This window comes from Rheinheimera sediminis (genome assembly GCF_004005375.1).
Taxonomy (GTDB): Bacteria; Pseudomonadota; Gammaproteobacteria; order Enterobacterales; family Alteromonadaceae; genus Pararheinheimera.
Window position 1 is genome coordinate 52,688 of record NZ_RZUF01000022.1, and the last position, 21,161, is coordinate 73,848.

Here is a 21,161-nt window from a genome sequence, read left to right on the forward strand (position 1 = left end):
CATTAAACTAGCCAAAGCAGCCACAAGAGCAGCTATGCTCTCTCGTATCTCGCCTTGCCAATGAAATGGGTTTTGTCCTGACTGGTTTTTTATTACCTGAGCAGCACTGAGGATGGTTAATGCAGGCAAAAGACCCTTTTTATGCAACACAACAGCTGCAGTCTTTTATCTCAACTGGCTTTACCAGCAATCGGAAATTTTAAAACCCAGGCCAGAGATTGAACAAGAATGGAACAAAGCATGCGTTCTTCAGAGCTGGCTGTGTGATGCACCAAGCCTAGGTCAGAGACGCCAGCCCTATCTGCTTTATACTCACTTCGATAGTACAAAGCCTGAGACTAAGGGGCAGGGAAAAGCTCTGCCATCTGGGTCAAGGTAGCGCCAGTCACCCTGTTGATGCGCCAGTCCTGTAACATCACAGCGCCTAAAGACTGATAAAAGTCGATAGCAGGCTGATTCCAGTCCAGTACAGACCATTCCAGCCGACCACAATCACGCTCTACCGCCAGCTTCGCCAGATAAGTGATCAACGCTTTGCCGACGCCCACACCACGGCAGGCTGGTTCGACAAACAAGTCTTCCAGATAAATTCCTGGCTTGGCCAAAAAGGTCGAGTAATTATGAAAAAACAATGCAAAACCTACATCTTTACCCTGATAGTTAGCCAGCACCACTTCGGCATAAGCTTTGTCAGCAAACAAGGTGTCGCGCAATTTTTGCTCAGTGGCTACCACCTGATCCAGCAACTTTTCATACTCAGCTAATTGCTGAATAAAACTTAAAATAACAGGAACATCGGCTTCTGTTGCTAAACGCAGTTCAAGGCCATCAATGCGGGTTGAAATAATGCTCATCAGAATTCCTTAAAAAAGTACTGGGTCAGAAAAACAAAGGGGCCAGAGTAAAATTAAATTCAGGATTTAACTTTACTCTGGCCCCTGGTATCACAGGAGGGCTAATTACTTAGCGCGGCTGCGGTATTCGTCAGTACGGGTATCGATTTCGATTTTGTCGCCGATTTCAACGAAAGCAGGAACCATTAATTCGAAACCTGTATCCAGCTTAGCTGGCTTCATCACTTTACCTGAAGTGTCGCCACGTGCTGCTGGTTCAGAGTAAACCACTTCACGAACAACGAATGGAGGTAAGTCAACAGAGATAGCACGCTCGCCGTAGAATACAACTGAACACTGCATATCCGGAACCAGATACTTCAGAGCATCAGTCATGTTGTCTGCTTCGATTTCGTACTGGTTGTACTCAGCATCCATAAATACATACATTGGGTCTGCGTAGTAAGAATAAGTTACTTCTTTAGTGTCTAACATAACTTGTTCGAACTTGTCGTCAGCACGGTATACAGTCTCAAGACCGCCACCAGTTAACAGACCTTTCATTTTCATTTTTACAACAGCAGCGTTACGGCCAGATTTGTTGAATTCAGCTTTCTGAACAACCATTGGCTCGTTGTTGACCATGATTACCTGGCCAGCGCGTACTTCTTGAGCAGTCTTCATCATAATTGAAATATCTTCTTGTTAGGAAAAATTGCGCGACATTATAAGTTTATTTTCAGCAAAACGCACGAGGTTGCTGGCAAGATCTTGCTGCTGAATTAAATATTCCTGCCATTTTTTATTATGCTTTTGAATTTGCTCACTAAAATTGCCGAACAAAGCGAATTCTGTACTGATATCCTGCTCCAGATTCCAGGCCATATGCAGATTTTTCAGGCAGTCTTTTTGTTCCTCTGATGCCTGCTGCAGGTACTTGTGCAAAAACGCGTCTAATTTAATCAAATGCGCCTGCTCGTCCTGACGGTATATTTGCCAAATAAAAGGTTTACCCGCCCACTGAGCTCGGATCACCGAGTCTTCACCCCGGACAAAGTTGATATCACAGCAGGCCAGTAACTGATCGTACATAGGCTGAGGCATAAAATCTAAAATACGGATACTCAATGACTTATGGTCAAAACGTCCTGTTTTTAGTTCGGAGAAAAGTTGGGTTAAATCTATTGCCAGTTGCCCTTGTGGTACCAACACTAGCGTTTTTACTGTTGCACCAGCCAGCTGTTCCAGCCAAGGTTGAATTCCAGCCTGACTATAAGCAAACAATGAGATTTTTTGCTGATAATCCATCGCATCCAACAGGCCAAGTTGTTGCCAAAACTGCAGTTGCAGCACTGGTGTATCACTAAGTTTTACCAAAGAATCAACCAGCCCCTGCTCTCTTAACAAGCCACCAGTTTGCTCAGTAAAACCCGGGAAAAAGAAATACTTTTGCAGCGGTAACTGCGGATGAGGCGATGGCAAGGCATGGCAACCATGCACCCAGTCTTCAGCCGACAAATACTCCAGGTTCAGCCATAGAGGTTTATCAGTAAAAGCAGCCATCCACTGTAAATAGGTTTGCGGAATGGTGCAGGCCAAAGCTTCAATCACCAAATCTGGCCTATCCGCCGCGACAAGCTCTGGCAATACAGCAGTCCAATGTCGTACCAGCACATTATGTTGCATCTGACTGGCCAGCTGTGGATTTACACTATGACAAATTTTCTGAAAACTGACTAAATCGTCGACCCACAAGGTGACTTGCCATTGATGTTCATTTTGTAATTGGCGAGCTAAACGCCAGCAAATACCAATATCGCCAAAATTATCTACTACAGAGCAAAACAAATCACAGCGCATGCTTACCTTTCATCTATTAAACCAGTTGGCTGATCAAAGCTTTCAGCGCTTTGGCCATTAAATACAAAGTGGCGATACTAAGCAGCAGACAACCCCAAAGCAAGGCCTGATACCACAATTTATGCACTGCTTGTTTTAATCTCTGCCACCCACTTTGTGGTGTTTGCCAATCAGGTAAATGACGAAATAAAAGTAACGCCAGCCAGGCCAATAACACCCAGCCTAACAATACTACACATAATAACAAGGCGACTTCATAGACCACGGATGGGCCTTGCAACAGATAATAAAAACCAAAACCAAGCGCATAAAAACCTAAAAATAGTAGGCCAAAACGCCAGAAATACAGCCTTTGCGCTAACTGCTGAGCTTTGTTAAGCAGTTTCATCAGTTTTGCTCTTTCTTTTCATTGGCCGTGGACAACGGGTACAAAGGCACAAGTCCGGCCTGCCCCGTCATATCCGCCACCAGCCAAATCTGTTCAAACGGATGTTTTAGCGGAATTTTTAACAAATGTGGGGTTTGTTCCAGCTCTTGTGCCTGCCAATCCGGATGAGCATTGCGGATCACCAGCCAGACTTTTTCGGAGTCATAACTTTTTTGTGCTTTGTTGCTAATGAGTCTATTCAGCGCCTGCAATAAACGCTCTGCGACAGGCCAGTGGTCCAGAGACTGCAAAGCTTCAAGGGTGCCGCCTTTAAGCTCCCTCCCCAGTATTTTCATTGCTTCGGCTTCGCTGCCATACAAATGCGCAATCTCCAGATCCAGCCGTTGTTGCTGCAGATAACAGGACACATCAGGCTTAGCTGGCTCATTGTGCCAGATATGCTGCATTTTGACGCCGAATTTCTGCTGGTACAGTCGCATAAAAAGTTTGGCGGCCTGATGTTCCAGCGCTATTTTTTCATCGATACTGCTTTTCATCGCACCCAACAACCTTGTGTTTCGGATAGACTTGTATCTTAACGAAAAAAGTCAGGTGGTTATGCATTTTTTATTCGCTGTGGTTTTATGGTTGCTGGCTCAACCCTCTGCTTCTGCAGAACCTGTATGGACCTCATTAAAAACCAAAGCCGGCATCAGTTTAAGCTACAGATACACCCCAGAGCTGGAGGTCAAAGCCAGTGCCTTTTATTCGGGCACACCAGAGAGCTTTTTGCTATTACTCAAAGACACCAAATCAGTACAGCGCTGGCTGAAACAAAGCGAAGATGCCAGGCTTTTGGATGGCAGCACAGAACATCACTGGAAGGTTTATACCCGTTTTACCTCGGTCTGGCCAGTCAGGCCACGGGATATGGTGACCTGTGCTGATGTGAGCAGAGAAGAGAGTAAGATCGAGATCAAAATCAGTGACTGCTCCTATATAGTGCCTGAAACTAAAAACTATGTGCGAATTCGCGATGTCAAAGCAGTCTGGACTTTAACCGCCAGGGACCAGGGGTTTATCATGCAGTATCAGGGCAGCGCCAACCCAGGCGGTGAACTGCCTAAATGGCTGGTGCAACAACTCACTATAAGCTCGCTACGATCCAGCTATGTTGCCTTTAAAACCGAATTAAAGCGCCCTCTTTACCAGGTAAAAGCACCACAAGCTACTCATTAGATTTAGGCTGTTTTTGTTTGAGCTGCTCATAAGCTCCGGCATTCGTCACTTTGCTGTAGCCCATCCCTCTCAAGGTTTCCAGAGCTATGCCTGAGCGACGTCCACTGCGGCAATAAAGCTGAATATCGGCTGTTTTATCCGCACTGACAGCTGCAATTTTTTGTTCAATTTCATCATAAGGAATGTTGATCGCGCCTTCTAAATGCCCTGCGTTGTACTCTTCTGCAGTGCGCACATCTATCCATAAAGTGTGGGCTAAAGCCATCTGACTACAGAGTAAAAGCAATGTCATCAAGGTTTTCATAGCAGGAGACCTTATCAGTTCAATACCACTAAAAGGATAAAACAACAGCTCGCCACCGACAGTAACTTCAGCTGTTGGCTGAAACTCAAAGCAACAGCCAAAGCTATAGTGCAAACAGCAGACACAGCATCAAATAAGCTCAGTGCCAGCAGAAGAGCCAGCAATACAGGTAAAACATTCAACAGTTTTAACACAAGCCACTGCTTTGTCGTACACAGAGCTAACCAAAAATAATGCTGAGCCAACAGATGCTGTTGCCATAACTTTTGCTGCGCATAACACAACAAAGCCAGGATCCAATTAAAAACCGCACTTATAAATAGTATAGCTTCAGGCTTGAGTTGTTGCTCCAGCCAGTAGTGCCATAAAGCCAGTACAAAAACGATCAGCAATACCATAGCTTTATTTTGTTGCTGCCGGATAAACCAATAGAGCCAATAACGAAGCAACGAGCCCGCTGATAACTGCTGCCCGTTTAACTGTTGTTGCCATGCCCTTTCCAGCAGCATCAACGCCAATAAAGGCAAACTCCAGAAGCTGATGGCAGGCAACACAAAAACTGCCACTAATGCCAGCCAGCTGGTTTGACGGGCTTTAAAGCCCAAACAGAGTGCCATCAGCACCAGCAGTAATTGGATAGCGTCAACATAGGCCATAGTTTTACCGCTGAGTAACAGATAACTATATGCCGGCAAGGTTAAAAACCAGAATGGCAGCTGATTTACAGTGGCCATCAATGTATTGCTCAAGTTCGCTACTTTGGCAGAAGGCGCCAGACTTTCAACAAAATACTGCTGCGCCACTGGTTTTTGCTGCCATGCCACGCCACCTTGCCAGCAGAACAGAACCACCAATAACATCTGCAGATAAGGCCAGCGTTCGACAGTCCCGAGCTCCGGGTTAAACAACTGGAATCCCAGCAACACCAAAGGAGCCATCAGCCCCAACAGCGCATGACCAGCCAGCATGACAAACAAAGCTGAAAACTTATGCAGAGGCGCAAAGGCGTTACAAGCTTGCTGCCAGAACAGCTCAAAGCGAACTAAAAGATAAGTGCCCACCAGCCTTTAACTCCAGATGTTGATCGACTGCCAGTTCAAAACTTTGGGGGGATAAATGACTGGCTATCAGCACTAAAGCTCCCTGTTCTTTCGCCTTCTGCAATTGCGTGCAGCAATAACGCAAAGAATCCAGGTCCAAAGCGTTAAAAGGCTCATCCAGCAATAGCAGCTGCGGCTTTGTCGCCAAGGCCAAAGTTAAACTTAATTTTTTCTGCTGCCCTAACGACAACACAGCCACTTGTTGCTGCAACAAAGAGCCGAGCGTAAAAGCGTCTGCATGAAGCATCAGTTGATCCATGGATGCGCCACGACAACGAGCCACCAGCTGCAATATGCCAAGCACAGTGTTGTCCTGAAGAGGCGCCACTGCATCCGCACTTATTGCCACTAATTTTTGATAAGAGGCGCTACCCGCCTTATGCTGCTCAAACTCAATACTGCCCAGCTGGGCTTTATCCAATCCTGCCAAAACCCGCAATAAACTGGATTTACCGCTGCCATTGGCACCACTTAACCAATGTAAGCCAGTATCTAGCTGCAGCCTTAAATTTGAAAACAGCTGCTGCTTACCATAACCAAAGCTTAAATTGTCAATAATCAACATCTTAGTTTATCCAGTTGCTATAAAGCTCAGTCAATACCGGAAGCACAGACAATACCAGTAACAAGGCCATAGCCCAATTAAAAATACGCTGATACAAAGGCTGGTTTAAAACGGAACGCAGCAAAGCGCCAAAGGTTAACCAAACGCCAACGCACGGAAAACTAACCAGCAAAAATGCTGCGGTGATTTGAGTGACATCCCACCAGGCGTTACCTGCCACTGTGGTAAAAGCAGCCACAGCTCCTGATGCCATGATCCAGGCTTTGCCATTCACCCACTGAAATAAGGCCGCTTGCAGAAAACTAAAAGGTTTAGCATCAGAGCCTTCAATACTACTGGGTGTGCTGGAAGCTATTACCCAGGCCAGCCACAGCAAATACAGAACACCTATGACTTTGATCCACAGATGCAGCTGTGGATAACGTTCAAACACCACGCCAAAACCCAAACCAACCAGCAACACCATTAAAGGGAAACCAAAACAAATACCGAAAAAATGCGGCAAGCTGGCTTTAACACCATAGTTCACGCCGGAGGACAACATCATGATGTTATTCGGACCTGGGGTAATAGTGGTAGAAAAGGCAAAAAACAGTACAGCGAAAAAAACGTCCAATTCAACTCCGGACTACAAGGATTTAATGCATTGAATCTAAAGCAGATCAGGGCCGTAATACAACAAAAAAATAGTTAACCTGGCTTGTACCAAAGGATCGATTCCGCCAGAGGGGTTTCCGGTGGTAACAACGGATTCTCAAGCTCAACCAGTTTACGCTGCGACAACTTCATTTTCTTCAACTGACTGACAAAGTGTTTTTGGAACAATAGATCAAAACTGCCGTCTTTGAGTGACTTACGTAAACCTAATTCAATTTTTTCTGCCAGTTGCGGATTTTTATTTGAAACAAAAAAATACACAGCGCCTGGATAATGCAGCAGCCAGTCGCTTTCAATATGTAAGCCCTGATCTGCAAAAAGCTGTTGCTCGGCCTCTATTTCCAACACACTGCGTGGTACTGCATCCACCCTCTTATGCAACAACATCTGAAACAAACTCTGATAGCTGGAGGCATTCAGCACTTTGAATTTATTGTGGCGCAGCACATCTGTATCGACCCAGTCATGCACCTGAGACATCATTTGTTGTTTCAGTGCAGCTTCATCTTTTAAAGCGCTGAACTTCGGTTGATCCTCGTTTCGAATAAGCAATAATCTGTAGCTACCCAAACCTTTATAGATCGGAATACGTATGGGTAAAAAGCGTTTTTCACGATCTATGGACGTCATGGTCCAGACCACATCCACTTCAACACCAGTTTCCAGTAAATACAAAGCCCGGCTTTTGGATACTCTTGCAGAGGTGCTTTGCAAAGTGGCAGTGCTACCGGCTTTTTTCAGAGCAAGTTCAAGTAAAGCAATAGGATAGTTTGAGCGTTTGTCTCCTGAGTCTTCAATCGCAGGATAACGCACAGTGTCAGCAAAAGAGCTTAAAGGAAAAAATGTCAGGCAAAGCAGCAGATAAAAGCACGATCTGTACATCAGGCATATCCTGAAAAATGAACTGCTTAGAGTCTAGAAGAATTCGGGTCAGAGTAAAATTAAACCGGTAGGTTTAATTTTACTCTGACCCGAATTAGAAGTTTTAGTCTTCGAAGAAGGTATCGCGCAAAGCTACAGTGCGGTTAAAGACTAAATGATCCGGCGTTGAATCTTTGTTGTCAGCACAGTAATACCCTTCCCGCTCAAACTGGAAAGCTTTTTCGGCTTCAGCTGTTTTTAAGCTTGGCTCAACCCAACCTGTTTTCACTGTCAGTGAAGCAGGGTTAATCACAGCTAAAAAGTCTTCTTCAGCCGCAGGGTTTGGTACTGTGAATAACTTGTCGTAAATACGGAATTCAGCAGGAGCAGCTTGCGATGCTTCAACCCAGTGAATCACACCACGCACTTTACGGCCATCCGCTGGATTCACGCCTAAAGTCTCTGGGTCGTACGAACAAATCAGTTCAACAATATCGCCAGCTTCGTTTTTAATCACTTCGTCAGCACGAATCACATAAGCACCACGTAAGCGAACTTCACCACCTGTCACCATACGTTTGTACTTTTTGTTGGCTTCTTCACGGAAGTCCGCACGGTCTATATACAAAGTACGGCCAAACGGCACTTTACGGCTGCCCATGCTTTCTTCTTTTGGATGGTTATGAACCTCTAACCATTCGACATCTGCGGCGTTGTAGTTGCTGATGGTGACTTTTAACGGATCAATCACAGCCATAGCCCTTGGTGCATTGGCATCCAGATCTTCACGGATACACGAATCCAAAGCACTGATTTCAATCATATTGTCTTGCTTGGTGACACCAATACGTTTGGCGAATTCACGCAAAGACGCTGGTGTAAAACCACGGCGACGTAAACCTGCAATAGTAGGCATACGTGGATCATCCCAAGCCGACACATGGCCATCTTCGACTAAACTGTGCAGCTTACGTTTACTCATCACCTGATATTCAAGATTCAGGCGAGAGAATTCGATTTGCTGTGGATGACAGTCAATGCTGATGTTGTCCAGAATCCAGTCGTATAAACGGCGGTTATCCTGGAACTCCAGCGTGCATAACGAATGGGTAATACCTTCCAGCGCATCAGAAATACAGTGGGTGAAGTCGTACATTGGGTAAATGCACCACTTGTCACCGGTTTGATGGTGATGAGCAAACTTAACGCGATAAATCACCGGATCGCGCATACAGATAAAAGCTGAGCTCATATCAATTTTAGCGCGCAGCGAACATTCGCCTTCTTTAAAACCACCGGCACGCATTTTTTCAAACAAAGCCAGGTTTTCTGCAGGTGAAGTGTCACGGGTTGGGCTGTTTTTACCGGGCTGAGTTAAATTGCCACGGTATTCACGCATTTGCTCTGCGTTTAAAAAACAAACATAAGCCAAACCTTTGTTAATCAGCTCAACCGCATAGCCATACAAAGTATCAAAGTAATCTGACGAATAACGCACATTGCCAGACCAGTTAAAGCCTAACCACTGCACGTCCTGCTGGATCGAATTTACAAAGTCGATGTCTTCTTTTTCAGGGTTGGTGTCGTCAAAACGTAAGTTACACTGGCCATTGTAGTCTTGCGCTATACCAAAGTTCAGACAAATAGACTTCGCATGACCAATGTGCAGATAACCATTAGGCTCTGGCGGGAAACGGGTCACAGTCGTATTGTGTTTGCCTGAAGCCAGATCAGCATCGATGATCTGACGAATAAAGTTAGTTGGGCGATGTTCAACGTCCGCCATAAAATTCAAATCCTTATCTAAATGCACTGACAGCAAATTTGTCAGTTTGGACATATAAAAAACCGAGGCATTATAACAGCTGAAATGCCGCTGACTACTGGAGTTTCAAACTCAAGCTTGCAGCATTTGCATATACACCAGTTCCCAGACATGACCATCTAAATCCTGAAAAGCATGAGCATACATAACTCCGTGATCTTGGGGCTGGTTATAAGTCTTTCCACCAGCTTTTACCGCCTTTTCTACCAGTTCATCCACTTCAGCTTTGCTGTGGCAACTTAAGCAGTTCAGTACTTCAGTCTGCTGATGGCTATTTGCTGGAGGATGTGGGCTAAAAGACGCAAACTTAACTTTGGTCAAAAGCATCAAGTACAAGTCATTACTCAGCACAATACAACTGGCGGTATCATCGCTAAACTGAGGATGAAAACCAAATCCCAGCTGCAGAAAAAAGTCGGTAGAGGCTTTTAAATCGCTGGCAGCTAAATTGATAAATAATTTGCGGTTCATGCGGTTTCCTGAGCTAGGCGAGTTGTAGAGCAGAGTACTCCGGCACAGGCAAAATGCAATATGCTTGATCTAACTTATAGCGGACTGCCTGCGGCCAGTCCACCCTACAGCCTTTATCTGTAGGATGCATTCGACGCGCAGCGGCAATGCATCACTCTGCAATCATCTTAATATACAAGTCGCCTCACTTGAATTCTTCTGCTCCCGATATAAATACGAAGGCAACTGCACTAAAGCCAAAGCTTTGTTTTTATCTACAAGCGACACAGGCTGCTTGCTTAGATGAAGATTTTGCTGCTCTGACTGATAAACACCAGCGACACTTTTACCATCAGGTTTGAGGATCACTAGTTCCTGCTGTTGCGGCCCTTGCTGCATCAAGGCAAAATAATTTTCAAACTGCAGTAAAGCGCGGCCAGGACTGGTGTTATCCAAAGTAAAATCACGGCCTGTCATGGTGTGACAACTGGATACACCCATCATCGACAATAAGGTAGGTGCTAAATCAATCTGACTGGCTAAGGTTTTCAGCAGTTCCGGCTTTGTGTCCGCACCTAAAATCAATCCAGGAATATGGAACTTTTCGACTGGGATCAGATTGTCGCCATATACTCTGTTGTTATGATCGGCCACTATTAAAAACAAGGTATCCTGCCAATAATCGCTTTGTTTAGCCTTTTTGAAAAATTGCCCCATGGCCCAGTCGGCATATTTCACCGCGTTATTGACGGTAGCTTTTGGCTCTTCATGTAAATCGATGCGGCCATCCGGAAACTCAAAAGGTTCATGATTGCTGGAGGTGAAGATCAGGCTAAAAAAGGGTTTTCTCTGCTGATGCAAGGCCTGTAATTGCTGATGTGCAGTGTTGAATAGATCCTCATCACTGGCACCCCAACTGCCGGTAAACACCGGGTTTTGTATCTGGTGTTGCTCCACAATCTGCGCTACACCATTACCGCTAAAAAAACTGCGCATATTGTCAAAATGCGCTTCACCACCATAAATAAACTGGGTTTGGTAGCCCACTGACTGCAGAATTGACGCAAGAGTAGTGAAATGTTGCTGGCTATTGGATAACTTCACAGTGCTTTGCGCTGGCGTCGGCGGAAAACCAGCCACTACAGCTTCAATACCACGCACAGAACGGGTGCCTGTGGCATACAAATTGTCAAACCAGATGCCCTGTTGTTTTAATTGTTCAAGCTCAGGCGTGACGGCTAAACCACCTAAAGACTTTACAAAAGTAGCGCCCAGACTTTCCTGCAGTACGATCACCAGATTCAGTGGCTTTTCACGCTTCATCACCGCCTGTTGCCAATGCGCTGTGGGGTAATTGGGGTTGGTAAACTGATAAGATTTCAGCCAGGGCCAGTCCAGACTTTGCTTCAGCATTTGTTCTGTTGGCAATTTGCCATAGATTTCACTGGAGTGCGCTTCGTGTTTCAAATTGTAGATGGCATAAAGCACTGAATAAGCAGAACTTAACACCAGCGAATTGACCATCGAATCTGAAGTGATCGCAAACAGAGCCGGGTTAGCTGGTCGATGATCAGTGGTAGAACGAACACCGGCAAATATCAACACCAAAGCCAGACACCAAAGCCCCATGGTTTTGCCGACAGACCAGCTAGTCAGACTGCATTTGCCAGAACGATAGATCCGCCGCATGAACCAGGTCAAAACCAAAGTTGCAACAACACCTAAAACTAAAGGCACACGAAAACCAAACCATAAAGTGGATAGCACTTCTTTTGGGTATTTCAGATACTCAACAAAAAGCCGGTTCGGCCGCACATCGTATTGCAAAATAAAAGCTGGTGTTGCCAATTCCATAAACACCAGCAACACCAAAGCAGCCAGACACCAGTAATAACTGAATTGAAACCAGAACTTGCCTAAGTAACGAACTGATGAGAGAGGAATAAGCAGCACAGGCAGCACCAAGAGTAAACAAACAACGATAATATCGGCGCGAATGCCTTGGACGAACAACTGCATCAGCACATCAGTCTGCGCTACTCTGTCGAATTGCCACACCACCAACGCCAACCTACTCAGACTCAACAGCACCAGTCCCAACACAGCGGTACGAATTAAATAGCGATAAGGACCTAAGCAAAACAAATTGGCAACAAAGGAGGATTTTTCGACGCTAACAGCAGACATAAAGAGGCCTCAGTTTTTAATTGAGGCCAGCATAGAAGTGGATACTTAAGACAAACTTAAGACTTAACTATGAAGTCGGAAACACTTTTTGAAGGTCCTAACTTACGGATAGTCAGGTGTTCACTGAGTTATCCACCACAACTTTCTTGCTAAGCAAAGACATCACCCAGACATAAAACACCGGCACTAAAATCACCCCTAATAAAGTTGCACTGAGCATGCCGCCCATCACGCTGGTCCCCAGAGCTTGCTGACTTGCAGCGCCCGGACCTGTGGCCACAGTAAGAGGCAGTACGCCAAGTATAAAAGCAACGGACGTCATTACTATGGGCCTGAATCTCATGCGAGCAGCTTGCAAAACAGCTTGAGCATAAGACAACCCCTGATGATGCAGCTCTTTGGCAAACTCTATGATCAGAATAGCGTTTTTTGCTGACAGTCCGATAACAGTAATAAGCCCCACTTTGAAATACACATTGTTAGTCAGTTCCAGCACAGCCACTGCCAGTACTGAACCCAGCGCCCCAACCGGAACTATCAGCAGCACAGCAAGTGGAATAGACCAGCTTTCATACAAAGCCACCAACACTAAAAACACCACCAGAATCGACAGACTGATCAAAAGCGAGACCTGAGAGCCTGACAATTTCTCCTGATAAGACAAGCCAGTCCATTCATAACCTACGCCTTGTGGCAGGGCGGAGATGATGTGCTCCATTTCTTTCATGGCTTCCCCACTGCTGGTGCCTGGTTTCGCATCTCCGGAGATGCTAAATGATGGATAGCCATTGTAACGGGACAGCTGCACAGGTGTATTTGTCCACTCAAGGCTGGCGAAAGAACTGACAGGGACCTGATTGCCATTACGGGATGGCACGTGCAGTTGCAGCAGACTCTGCGGAGTCATACGTTGCTCACTCTGCGCCTGAACCACCACTCTTTGCAGCCGGCCTTGATTGTTAAAATCGTTCAGCATCGCTGAGCCAAAAGCTGTTGATACCGCATCACTGATCGCATTAAAAGACACCCCCATAGCATCAGCTTTGGCTCTGTCTACAGCAAGTTGCAGTGTAGGAGCATCCTGCAACCCTTCCATCATGGCATAGGCAATAGCAGGAGACTGATTGGCTTTGCTTAACACTGTATCCAAAGCCAACTGCATTTGTTCGCGACCTACTCCGGTTCTGTCCAGCAGACGCAAAGAAAAACCACCCGAACTGCCTAATCCCTCTATCGCAGCAGGTGCCATCGCCATCACAGCAGCATCCTTAAAGTTGGCAAAATGGGCATTGAGCAACTCAGTTTCAGCGGCAACAGACTGTTGTTCAGTACGCTCTGACCAGTCTTTCAAATCAGGAAACAAAATTGCGGCATTCTCTCCTGTTCCGGAGAAACTAAAGCCCATCACTGAGGTGACCCACTTCATGCTGTCACGGCTGCTTAAATAGTCTTCGACCTGAGCCACAGCCTTTTCGGTGCGGCCAAAGGTTGCGCCAGCCGGAAGCTGAACATCCACCATCAGTGAGCCCTGATCTTCTTCAGGCACAAAAGACTCAGGTACTGTGTTATACGCGTAAGCCAATACACCAATTAACAGGCTATAAAGCAGCATAGAGCGACCAGCTCGCTGGATCAGGTGCTGGTTAACCTTGCTGTAGCCAGAGGTCAGTTCGGCGAAATACCTGTTAAACCAGCCAAAAAAAGCTGATTTATTCAGGTGCATAGCGCCATCTACAGGTTTTAACAAGCTGGCACAAAGGGCTGGTGTTAAGCTCAGGGCCAAAAACCCCGACAATAAAATAGACACAGCCAATGCCATAGAAAACTGCCGATAAATAACGCCGACTGAACCACTGATAAAGGCCAAAGGTAAAAATACCGCGCTCAGCACCAGCGTGATGCCCACTATGGCACCTGACACCTGCTTCATGGCCTTTAGCGTCGCTTGTTTAGGCGTCAGGCCCTCCTCCATCATCAGGCGATCGACGTTTTCAACCACCACTATGGCATCGTCCACCAGAATACCTATGGCCAGTACCATACCAAACATCGTCATCATATTGACGGAAAAGCCCAGCAGGTACATCACCGCAAAGGTCCCCATCAGACAAACCGGTACCACCAGTATTGGGATCAGCGTATAACGCAGGTTTTGCAAAAACAGTAACATCACCAGAAAAACCAGAGCTATGGCTTCCAGTAAGGTGTACACCACTTTCTCAATAGCCGCTTTGACAAACCTTGAGGTGTCATAAGGCACTGATAGTTCCATATCGGACGGCAGATACTGACTCAACTGATCTAGTCTGGCTTTGACTGCATTGACTGTACGGATAGCGTTGGCACCTGGCGCCAACTGAATGGCCGCTATGACCGCATTTTTACCATTGAGCCTGGTATTGAAATTGTAATCTTGCATGCCAATTTCTATACGAGCCACATCTTTGAGGTAAAGCGCCGCACCATTGGTTGTGGTTCTGAGTAAGATCTGGCCAAAGTCTTCCACTGTTTTAAGCGTGCCATCCAGTACTATAGATGCGCTGACTTCCTGCTCTGTGTTGCCAGGACTGCTGCCAAAACTTCCGGCTGGCACCTGAATATTTTGAGTCCGGATCGCACTACTGATATCCTCAACAGACAAACCGTAGGACACCAGCTTTTGTGTATCCAGCCACACTCGCATTGCAGCTTCTGAGGAAAAAAATTGCAGCTTTCCTACCCCCTCTACCCTGCGTATTTCTTTATTCAGCGAGCGGGTGGCAAACTCAGACAAGGCCACCATGGACTTAGAAGCAGCATCCTCTTTGTAACTCAGGGCGTAAAACATCAGAAAACCAGCACTGGACTCCTCCACTTGCAAGCCTTGCTGAGTCACAGCGGCAGGTAATCTGGATTCGGCTTTTTTCAGGCTGTTCTGCACTTCCATCTGAGCGACAGCAACAGAGGTTCCGGGTTTGAAGGTGACGGTAATGTCTGAAGAACCAGAAGAACCGCTGGACGACTCAAAATAAAGCATATCTTTGATGCCATTCAGCTCTTCTTCTATCACAGAGGTAACAGACTCAACCATCACTTCGGCAGAAGCACCAGGGTAAGTTGCAGTGACAATAATTTGCGGTGGCGCGACCACAGGAAACTGAGCAACAGGCAGATAAGGCAAGGCGAAAAGGCCGGCCAAAGTAATAAAAATGGCCACTACCCAGGCAAATTTAGGGCGGGATATAAAAAACTCAGACATGTTTGTTATCTCAGTGTGAAACAGAAATGGAAGGCGCAGTAGCAGCTGTGTGCTTAAGATCAGCAGCCAGCTGCACCTGAACTTTGTCTCCAGATTGCAGCTGTGAGGTCGAGCTGGTCAGCACAACATCGCCTGCGGCAAGACCTGCAGTGATCTGCCAATCCTTACCCACCATCAGGCCAGTGCGGACTTCTCTGGGTTCAGCTTCACCTTTATTGTTCTGTACCCACACCCATTGCTGACCCTGTTGATCCCGGCTCAAAGCCCGCTGCGGTATCAGAATAGCATCTGGCACAAAACCAAGCCGGGTCCGGACTTTGACATACATGCCGGGTAACAACAGGCTATCTTTGTTGGCAAATTCGGCCCTGAGCGTTAAAGTTCCGGTGTGTTGATCTACCTGACTTTCGGCGAATAACACCTGTCCCTGCTGAGCTGGCTGCCCTGCGTTATCCAGAATATTCAATTGATTGACTACCTGGCCATAACCTTGCTTTATGGCGTGCTGGCGTTGCATTTCACTGCCTGAGGATAAATTCAAGTCGACATACATAGGGTCTATCTGGTGAATGACGGCCAGTTGAGTTGCCTCATTCTGACCAACTAAAGCGCCTTCACTGACTAAAGCTCTGCCAATCCGACCTGCAATAGGAGCTGTGACTCTGGTGTAGCTAAGATTGAGTTTGGCATTATCTACATCTGCCTGAGCAGCCTGAACTGCAGCTACCGCGCTGAGCAGGTTGGTTTTTGCGTTATCAAATTGATGCTGACTGACTGTGGCTGTGGCCACTAGTGGCTTATATCGCCTCAGCAGATCGTCGGCTTCTTGCCGGGCCGCTTTGGCTTTTGCAAGTTCAGCTTGAGCCTTCGCCAACGCCACTTTCATAGGGGCAGGATCGAGCTGGAATAAAACCTGACCTGCACTGACCAGACTTCCTTCAGCAAATTCACGTTTGAGCACTATGCCAGCAACACGAGCACGAACTTCGGCCTGTCGAACGGCTGCAACTCGTCCCGGCAAGTCTTCGGTGATGTCCAGCGGCGCCTTTTTCACCACTATAGCATCAGCTGTTTTAACCACAGTGCCAGCTTCAGCCACAGGCTCTGGTGCACAGCCAATCAGGATCATGGCCAAAGTAATAGCCAGCAGATTTTTACCCTTACCCATCACCACTACCTCAGTTAACCAGCTTAATTTGAAGGCATGCACGATACCATTAAGAATCAAATGAATCAATATAGATTCATTTGATTCTTCCTAAAGGCAAAAGTATAGTGATTAACGGCAGTGAACCACGTAGAATGCTCCGGGCAGTTTTGTTGATATGGATAAGATGATGATAAAAAGTGAAGCTACAGATCCCTTGTTGTTGGCTGTTGCTATGGCCATGGTGGACAACCCCAGAGCATCTTTGCTAGAGCTGGCGAGAGCTGTTGGTGTCAGTAAAGCCACTTTGTATCGAATGTGCCCAACGCGGGACAATATCATCGAACGCTTGTTCTCTGAGTCTGTGCGCCAGTTTGATCGGGTTATTGCCGCAGCTGAGTTGGACACAGCCCCTGTTACTCACGCTTTCCGGGCTTTGATTGAAGGCCACCTGAACCACAAAGAACTTTTTGTTTTTGTGTCCAATACCTGGGAGCCACAACTGTTAGAAACATCAGACACTGAGCATCGCTGGGCGGAGTTTGAGGCTATTTTTGATCAGTTTTTTTTACGTGGCCAACAGGAAGGTTTTTTTCGGATCGATATCAGCGCAGCGGCCTTATCTGAGTTGATGATAGGCATGTTATCCGCCCTGATGAATGCTGAACGCTCAGGCCGGATAGCCCGCAAAGATATGCTGGATACCATGGAAAAGATGTTTTTAACCGGTGCTCAACGATAAATTCATTTTGGCGGTTCATGCAGTAAAAAGCTGGCGTTAAGTTGTTTCTCAGAGCAGTCAGACTTTGCCGCATAGAGTTCTTTAACTAGTTTCACCCAAATTCAGCAATCCGTTAGCCCAAGGCTCTATACAGCCGTTATTCTATTACTCTGCTTCTATTGTGCGGTATAGCGCACAGACCTATCTAGCTTATCCTGTAAAGTATCAATACAGATTGATTTGACGAACTCGGCAAAACAACTCAGATGCTTTGACTGATGACATTGGAGGGGTTATGAACTTGAATACACCAGCTCCAAACCTTGGCTCGGTGATCTCCGTGCGCGGTAGTGTTGTTGATGTCTATTTTGAAACCAACCTACCTGCGATCCACCACCTGCTTGAGGCCGATCAGGGTCGTATTATTATCGAAGTGCTGACACAAAGTGATGAACACAGAGTGCGCGGCATCGCCTTAACACCAACCCAGGGATTAGCTCGGGGTGCAATGGTAGAAGCTCGCGGTTTCCCGCTGCGAGCTCCTGTAGGCAAAGCTATTTTGTCCCGCATCTTTGATGTGTTTGGCCACACTATAGATAGAGAGGCTAAAATTGCCGCTGAAGACATGCAATGGCGCTCAGTGCATCAGCCACCACCTGCATTAACCCAACGCTCCACTCAGGCGGAAATTTTTGAAACCGGTATTAAAATCATTGATGTGTTATTGCCATTAGAACGTGGCGGCAAGGCCGGGCTATTTGGTGGCGCCGGTGTTGGTAAAACGGTATTACTGACTGAAATGATCCACAATATGATTGGGCATCATGCTGGCGTCAGCATCTTTTGTGGCATAGGCGAACGTTCGCGTGAAGGCGAAGAGCTGTATCACGATATGAAAACAGCCGGGGTGTTACCCACTATGGTGATGCTGTTTGGGCAAATGAATGAACCACCTGGCGCACGATTTCGTGTTGCCCATGCCGCACTCACCATGGCCGAATACTTTCGCGATGACGAGCACCGCGATGTGTTGTTGTTGGTTGATAATATATTTCGTTTTATTCAGGCCGGATCTGAAATCTCCGCTCTGATGGGGAAAATGCCTTCGCGCTTAGGCTATCAAGCCACTATGGGCACAGAACTTTCAGAACTGCAAGAGCGTATCGCCACAACAAAAAATGCTGCCATTACCTCCATTCAGGCGGTTTATGTGCCTGCAGACGACTTTACCGATCCTGCTGCAGTCCATACTTTCTCTCACCTTTCAGCCTCCATAGTACTGTCGCGCAAAAGAGCGAGCGAGGGCTTGTACCCAGCGATAGACCCATTGCAATCCAGTTCAAAAATGGCAACACCCGGCATTGTGGGCGAACGCCACTATGCATTAGCACAAGAGACAAGGCGCACTCTGGCACGCTACGCTGAGCTAAAAGACATTATTGCCATGCTGGGTTTAGAGCAGTTGTCAGCTGATGATCGCAAACTGGTTGCAAGAGCGCGCAGGCTGGAACGATTTTTTACTCAACCCTTTTTTACTACAGAAAAATTCAGTGACATCAAAGGCAAACTGGTGACTCTCGCCGATGCCCTCGATGGCTGCGAACGTATTTTAAATAATGAATTTAACCAGTATCCCGAGAGCGCGCTTTATATGATTGGCTCTATCGATGAAGTCAAACAAAAAGATGCGGCGCCCCCCCTATCCGATTACAGAAAGCCTGCAGCCGATGCATCTTAAAGTCCTGTTGCCATCACAAACCTTGGTTGAAACACAAAAAGTGCTGCGTATTGTGGTTGAAACAACCGTAGGCAGCTTAGGCCTGCTGCCGCAACGCCTGGACTGTGCTGCTGCCTTAACCCCAGGCATTTTGACCTATGAAACTCAGACTGATGGTGAAGTCTATCTCGCGATAGATGAAGGGGTGCTGGTCAAAACCGGTCACACCGTCACAGTCATAGTGCGGCGTGCACTGCAAAGCCAGAGTCTGGCTGAGCTGCAAAGATTGGTTCAGCAGGAGTTTTTAACGCTTGACGCAAATGAAATGGCAGAACGCAGCTTAAAAGCAAAACTGGAAAGCGGGTTTTTAAGGCGCTTTGTGAGTTTTCAGCATGATTAAGCACCCATCGGGTAAACCCAAAACATCGACTAATCTCTCAGCGCAAATTGGCTCCAAAGCCCGCAGAAAGCTGCATACACAACAAACACGAGCGACCAGCGCCTGGTCGGGATTGGGCCTGATGGGCTTAGTCGGCTGGTCCATTGTGGTGCCCACTTTGCTGGGCGCTTCACTTGGCTTATGGCTGGATAGCCATCATCCGGGTCAGCATTCCTGGACACTGGCATTGTTAATGGCGGGTCTGACACTTGGCTGTTTCAACGCCTGGCATTGGATTGAGAAAGAAGATAGCGCCATGCGAGAAGCACAACCCCCTATTCCAGCACATAAAGAGCAGAACGATGATACAACAGCTAAATGACCACAACCTTCATGGCCTCGATCTGTTCTGGTTACTAGTTGTTTGTTTGATGACTGGTGTCGCACTTGGCATACTATTTTTTGGCAGTCTGTGGTGGACCACAAAGCAGATGCACAGATTTCAATACCCTGCACTTTGGTTTATCACTGGTTTTATCCTGCGTACCAGCACTGTACTTATCAGCATCAATTGGATCAGTGATGGACGCTGGCAAGGCTTGATTGCTTGTTGTGTTGGATTTTTAGTGGCCCGTGTTGCAGTGCTAAGCTTCACAGACAGGGGTCAGTTAAGCCCACAGCGTGGCGCAAAAAACAAGCAAGAACTGAAGGCTAAACCGCATGGAGCTTAGTCCGGATCAAATCATTTTCTGGCAGCTTGGCATTGCTAAAATCAATGCCACTATCGCCTACACCTGGGCTTTGATGCTGATTTTAGTGGTAGGTTCACACCTGATCACCCGCCGCTTATCTGCCACTATGCAGCGCTCTCGCTGGCAAAATCTGCTGGAAATTATAGTCACCAGCCTGGAGCAACAAATTCGTGATGTAGGTTTACAAAACCCCATGCCTTACCTTGGGTTTTTAGGCACTTTATTTATCTTTGTGGCAGCAGCCAGCCTGACCACAATTCTGCCCTTTTATGAACCACCTACCGCTTCGCTTTCAACCACAGCCGCATTAGCCATTTGTGTATTTATTGCTGTACCTATTTTTGGTGTACAGCAGCAAGGTGTTGCTGGCTATCTGAAATCCTATACCCAACCTACTCTGCTGATGTTGCCGTTCAATTTAATCAGTGAGCTATCCCGCACTTTGGCATTAGCGATAAGGCTATTTGGCAATATGATGAGTGGCAGCATGATCATCGCTATTTTAGTCAGCATTACGCCCTTTATCTTTCCAATAGTGATGACTTTACTGGGCTTACTCACCGGCATAGTACAAGCCTATATCTTTTTTATTTTGGCCGCGGTTTACATAGCCGCAGCAACCAGTAGCAGCTCACCAGCCTCTATCAACTAAATCACTACAAGCAGGGATATTTATGGATAGTATGACAATGATTGCAACCATCTCCATCATCATGGCGGGCCTTACCACTGGCTTTGGCACCATGGGACCTGCTCTGGCGGAGGGCAAAGCGGTCGCTACTGCTTTAACATCGCTGGCACAACAACCTGATGCGTCAGCCACTATTACCCGTACTTTATTTGTCGGCCTTGCGATGATTGAATCCACGGCGATTTATTGTTTTGTGGTGTCGATGATTTTGCTATTCGCCAACCCATTCTGGAACTTTGCTGTAACACAGGCTGCGGGAAACTAAAGC

The 21,161-nt window shown here is 46.7% G+C and carries 23 protein-coding genes; 8 read left to right on the forward strand and 15 right to left on the reverse strand.

Annotation, left to right across the window (positions count from 1 at the left end):
• Positions 1-338 precede the first annotated feature (338 nt).
• The 5 genes from EMM73_RS15425 to EMM73_RS15445 all read right to left on the reverse strand — a co-directional run bounded on the left by EMM73_RS15425 (position 339) and on the right by EMM73_RS15445 (position 3,617).
• On the reverse strand, positions 339-854 hold the full coding sequence (locus tag EMM73_RS15425) for a GNAT family N-acetyltransferase (RefSeq protein WP_127687699.1): 516 nt from the start codon (positions 852-854) through the stop codon (positions 339-341).
• A 105-nt stretch (positions 855-959) separates the two neighbouring features.
• Positions 960-1,520 carry an elongation factor P gene (efp, locus tag EMM73_RS15430; protein ID WP_008899474.1) on the reverse strand — a complete coding sequence of 187 codons (561 nt, stop codon included), beginning with the start codon at positions 1,518-1,520 and terminating at the stop codon, positions 960-962.
• 18 nt (positions 1,521-1,538) lie between these two features.
• On the reverse strand, positions 1,539-2,693 hold the full coding sequence (gene earP / locus EMM73_RS15435) for an elongation factor P maturation arginine rhamnosyltransferase EarP (RefSeq protein ID WP_127687700.1): 1,155 nt from the start codon (positions 2,691-2,693) through the stop codon (positions 1,539-1,541).
• A 16-nt stretch (positions 2,694-2,709) separates the two neighbouring features.
• Entirely contained in the window at positions 2,710-3,081 is a 372-nt protein-coding gene (locus tag EMM73_RS15440; RefSeq protein WP_127687701.1) for a hypothetical protein, read from the reverse strand.
• Entirely contained in the window at positions 3,081-3,617 is a 537-nt protein-coding gene (locus EMM73_RS15445) for a hypothetical protein (protein WP_127687702.1), read from the reverse strand. The genes EMM73_RS15440 and EMM73_RS15445 overlap by 1 nt, the downstream gene beginning before the upstream one ends.
• A 61-nt stretch (positions 3,618-3,678) precedes the next feature.
• Here EMM73_RS15445 and EMM73_RS15450 point away from each other — a divergent pair, with 61 nt between their 5' ends.
• Positions 3,679-4,299, forward strand: a complete 621-nt coding sequence (locus EMM73_RS15450; protein ID WP_127687703.1) for an START domain-containing protein — start codon at positions 3,679-3,681, stop codon at positions 4,297-4,299.
• On the opposite strand, the gene EMM73_RS15455 is transcribed toward EMM73_RS15450, so the two are convergent.
• The 10 genes from EMM73_RS15455 to EMM73_RS15500 form a co-directional block, all read right to left on the reverse strand.
• Positions 4,289-4,603 (reverse strand): rhodanese-like domain-containing protein, encoded by a 315-nt coding sequence (locus EMM73_RS15455; protein ID WP_127687704.1) that lies wholly within the window; start codon positions 4,601-4,603, stop codon positions 4,289-4,291. The genes EMM73_RS15450 and EMM73_RS15455 overlap by 11 nt on opposite strands.
• Before the next feature lie 14 nt (positions 4,604-4,617).
• Positions 4,618-5,664, reverse strand: a complete 1,047-nt coding sequence (locus EMM73_RS15460; protein ID WP_127687705.1) for a hypothetical protein — start codon at positions 5,662-5,664, stop codon at positions 4,618-4,620.
• A complete protein-coding gene (locus EMM73_RS15465; protein WP_127687706.1) occupies positions 5,636-6,268 on the reverse strand; it encodes an ABC transporter ATP-binding protein in 633 nt (210 codons plus the stop codon). Before EMM73_RS15465 ends, EMM73_RS15460 begins: the two co-directional genes overlap by 29 nt.
• Before the next feature lies 1 nt (position 6,269).
• On the reverse strand, positions 6,270-6,884 hold the full coding sequence (locus EMM73_RS15470) for a LysE family translocator (protein ID WP_127687707.1): 615 nt from the start codon (positions 6,882-6,884) through the stop codon (positions 6,270-6,272).
• Between the two features lie 74 nt (positions 6,885-6,958).
• Entirely contained in the window at positions 6,959-7,807 is an 849-nt protein-coding gene (locus EMM73_RS15475) for a substrate-binding periplasmic protein (protein ID WP_127687708.1), read from the reverse strand.
• Between the two features lie 103 nt (positions 7,808-7,910).
• The gene (gene glnS, locus EMM73_RS15480; protein ID WP_127687735.1) at positions 7,911-9,572 is read right to left on the reverse strand and encodes a glutamine--tRNA ligase; all 1,662 of its coding nucleotides are present in this window, start codon (positions 9,570-9,572) and stop codon (positions 7,911-7,913) included.
• Between the two features lie 111 nt (positions 9,573-9,683).
• On the reverse strand, positions 9,684-10,082 hold the full coding sequence (locus EMM73_RS15485; protein ID WP_127687709.1) for a VOC family protein: 399 nt from the start codon (positions 10,080-10,082) through the stop codon (positions 9,684-9,686).
• A 162-nt stretch (positions 10,083-10,244) separates the two neighbouring features.
• On the reverse strand, positions 10,245-12,248 hold the full coding sequence (locus tag EMM73_RS15490; protein ID WP_127687710.1) for an LTA synthase family protein: 2,004 nt from the start codon (positions 12,246-12,248) through the stop codon (positions 10,245-10,247).
• Positions 12,249-12,360: 112 nt separating this feature from the next.
• Complete coding sequence (locus EMM73_RS15495; protein ID WP_127687711.1) at positions 12,361-15,486, reverse strand: multidrug efflux RND transporter permease subunit; 3,126 nt, start codon at positions 15,484-15,486, stop codon at positions 12,361-12,363.
• A gap of 10 nt (positions 15,487-15,496) precedes the next feature.
• Complete coding sequence (locus tag EMM73_RS15500) at positions 15,497-16,654, reverse strand: efflux RND transporter periplasmic adaptor subunit (RefSeq protein WP_127687712.1); 1,158 nt, start codon at positions 16,652-16,654, stop codon at positions 15,497-15,499.
• 169 nt (positions 16,655-16,823) lie between these two features.
• Between EMM73_RS15500 and EMM73_RS15505 the strand changes: the two genes are divergently transcribed.
• The 7 genes from EMM73_RS15505 (at position 16,824) to EMM73_RS15535 (ending at position 21,158) form a co-directional block, all read left to right on the forward strand.
• Positions 16,824-17,375 carry a TetR/AcrR family transcriptional regulator gene (locus tag EMM73_RS15505; RefSeq protein ID WP_222422681.1) on the forward strand — a complete coding sequence of 184 codons (552 nt, stop codon included), beginning with the start codon at positions 16,824-16,826 and terminating at the stop codon, positions 17,373-17,375.
• A gap of 274 nt (positions 17,376-17,649) precedes the next feature.
• Positions 17,650-19,092 (forward strand): F0F1 ATP synthase subunit beta, encoded by a 1,443-nt coding sequence (atpD, locus tag EMM73_RS15510; RefSeq protein WP_127687714.1) that lies wholly within the window; start codon positions 17,650-17,652, stop codon positions 19,090-19,092.
• A complete protein-coding gene (locus EMM73_RS15515) occupies positions 19,082-19,471 on the forward strand; it encodes a F0F1 ATP synthase subunit epsilon (protein ID WP_127687715.1) in 390 nt (129 codons plus the stop codon). Before atpD ends, EMM73_RS15515 begins: the two co-directional genes overlap by 11 nt.
• Entirely contained in the window at positions 19,464-19,832 is a 369-nt protein-coding gene (locus EMM73_RS15520; protein WP_127687716.1) for an AtpZ/AtpI family protein, read from the forward strand. Before EMM73_RS15515 ends, EMM73_RS15520 begins: the two co-directional genes overlap by 8 nt.
• The gene (locus EMM73_RS15525) at positions 19,813-20,181 is read left to right on the forward strand and encodes an ATP synthase subunit I (protein ID WP_127687717.1); all 369 of its coding nucleotides are present in this window, start codon (positions 19,813-19,815) and stop codon (positions 20,179-20,181) included. Before EMM73_RS15520 ends, EMM73_RS15525 begins: the two co-directional genes overlap by 20 nt.
• On the forward strand, positions 20,171-20,854 hold the full coding sequence (locus EMM73_RS15530) for a F0F1 ATP synthase subunit A (protein WP_127687718.1): 684 nt from the start codon (positions 20,171-20,173) through the stop codon (positions 20,852-20,854). Before EMM73_RS15525 ends, EMM73_RS15530 begins: the two co-directional genes overlap by 11 nt.
• Positions 20,855-20,876: 22 nt before the next feature.
• Positions 20,877-21,158: a F0F1 ATP synthase subunit C gene (locus EMM73_RS15535; RefSeq protein ID WP_127687719.1), complete on the forward strand. Its 282-nt coding sequence runs from the start codon at positions 20,877-20,879 to the stop codon at positions 21,156-21,158.
• Positions 21,159-21,161 lie beyond the last annotated feature (3 nt).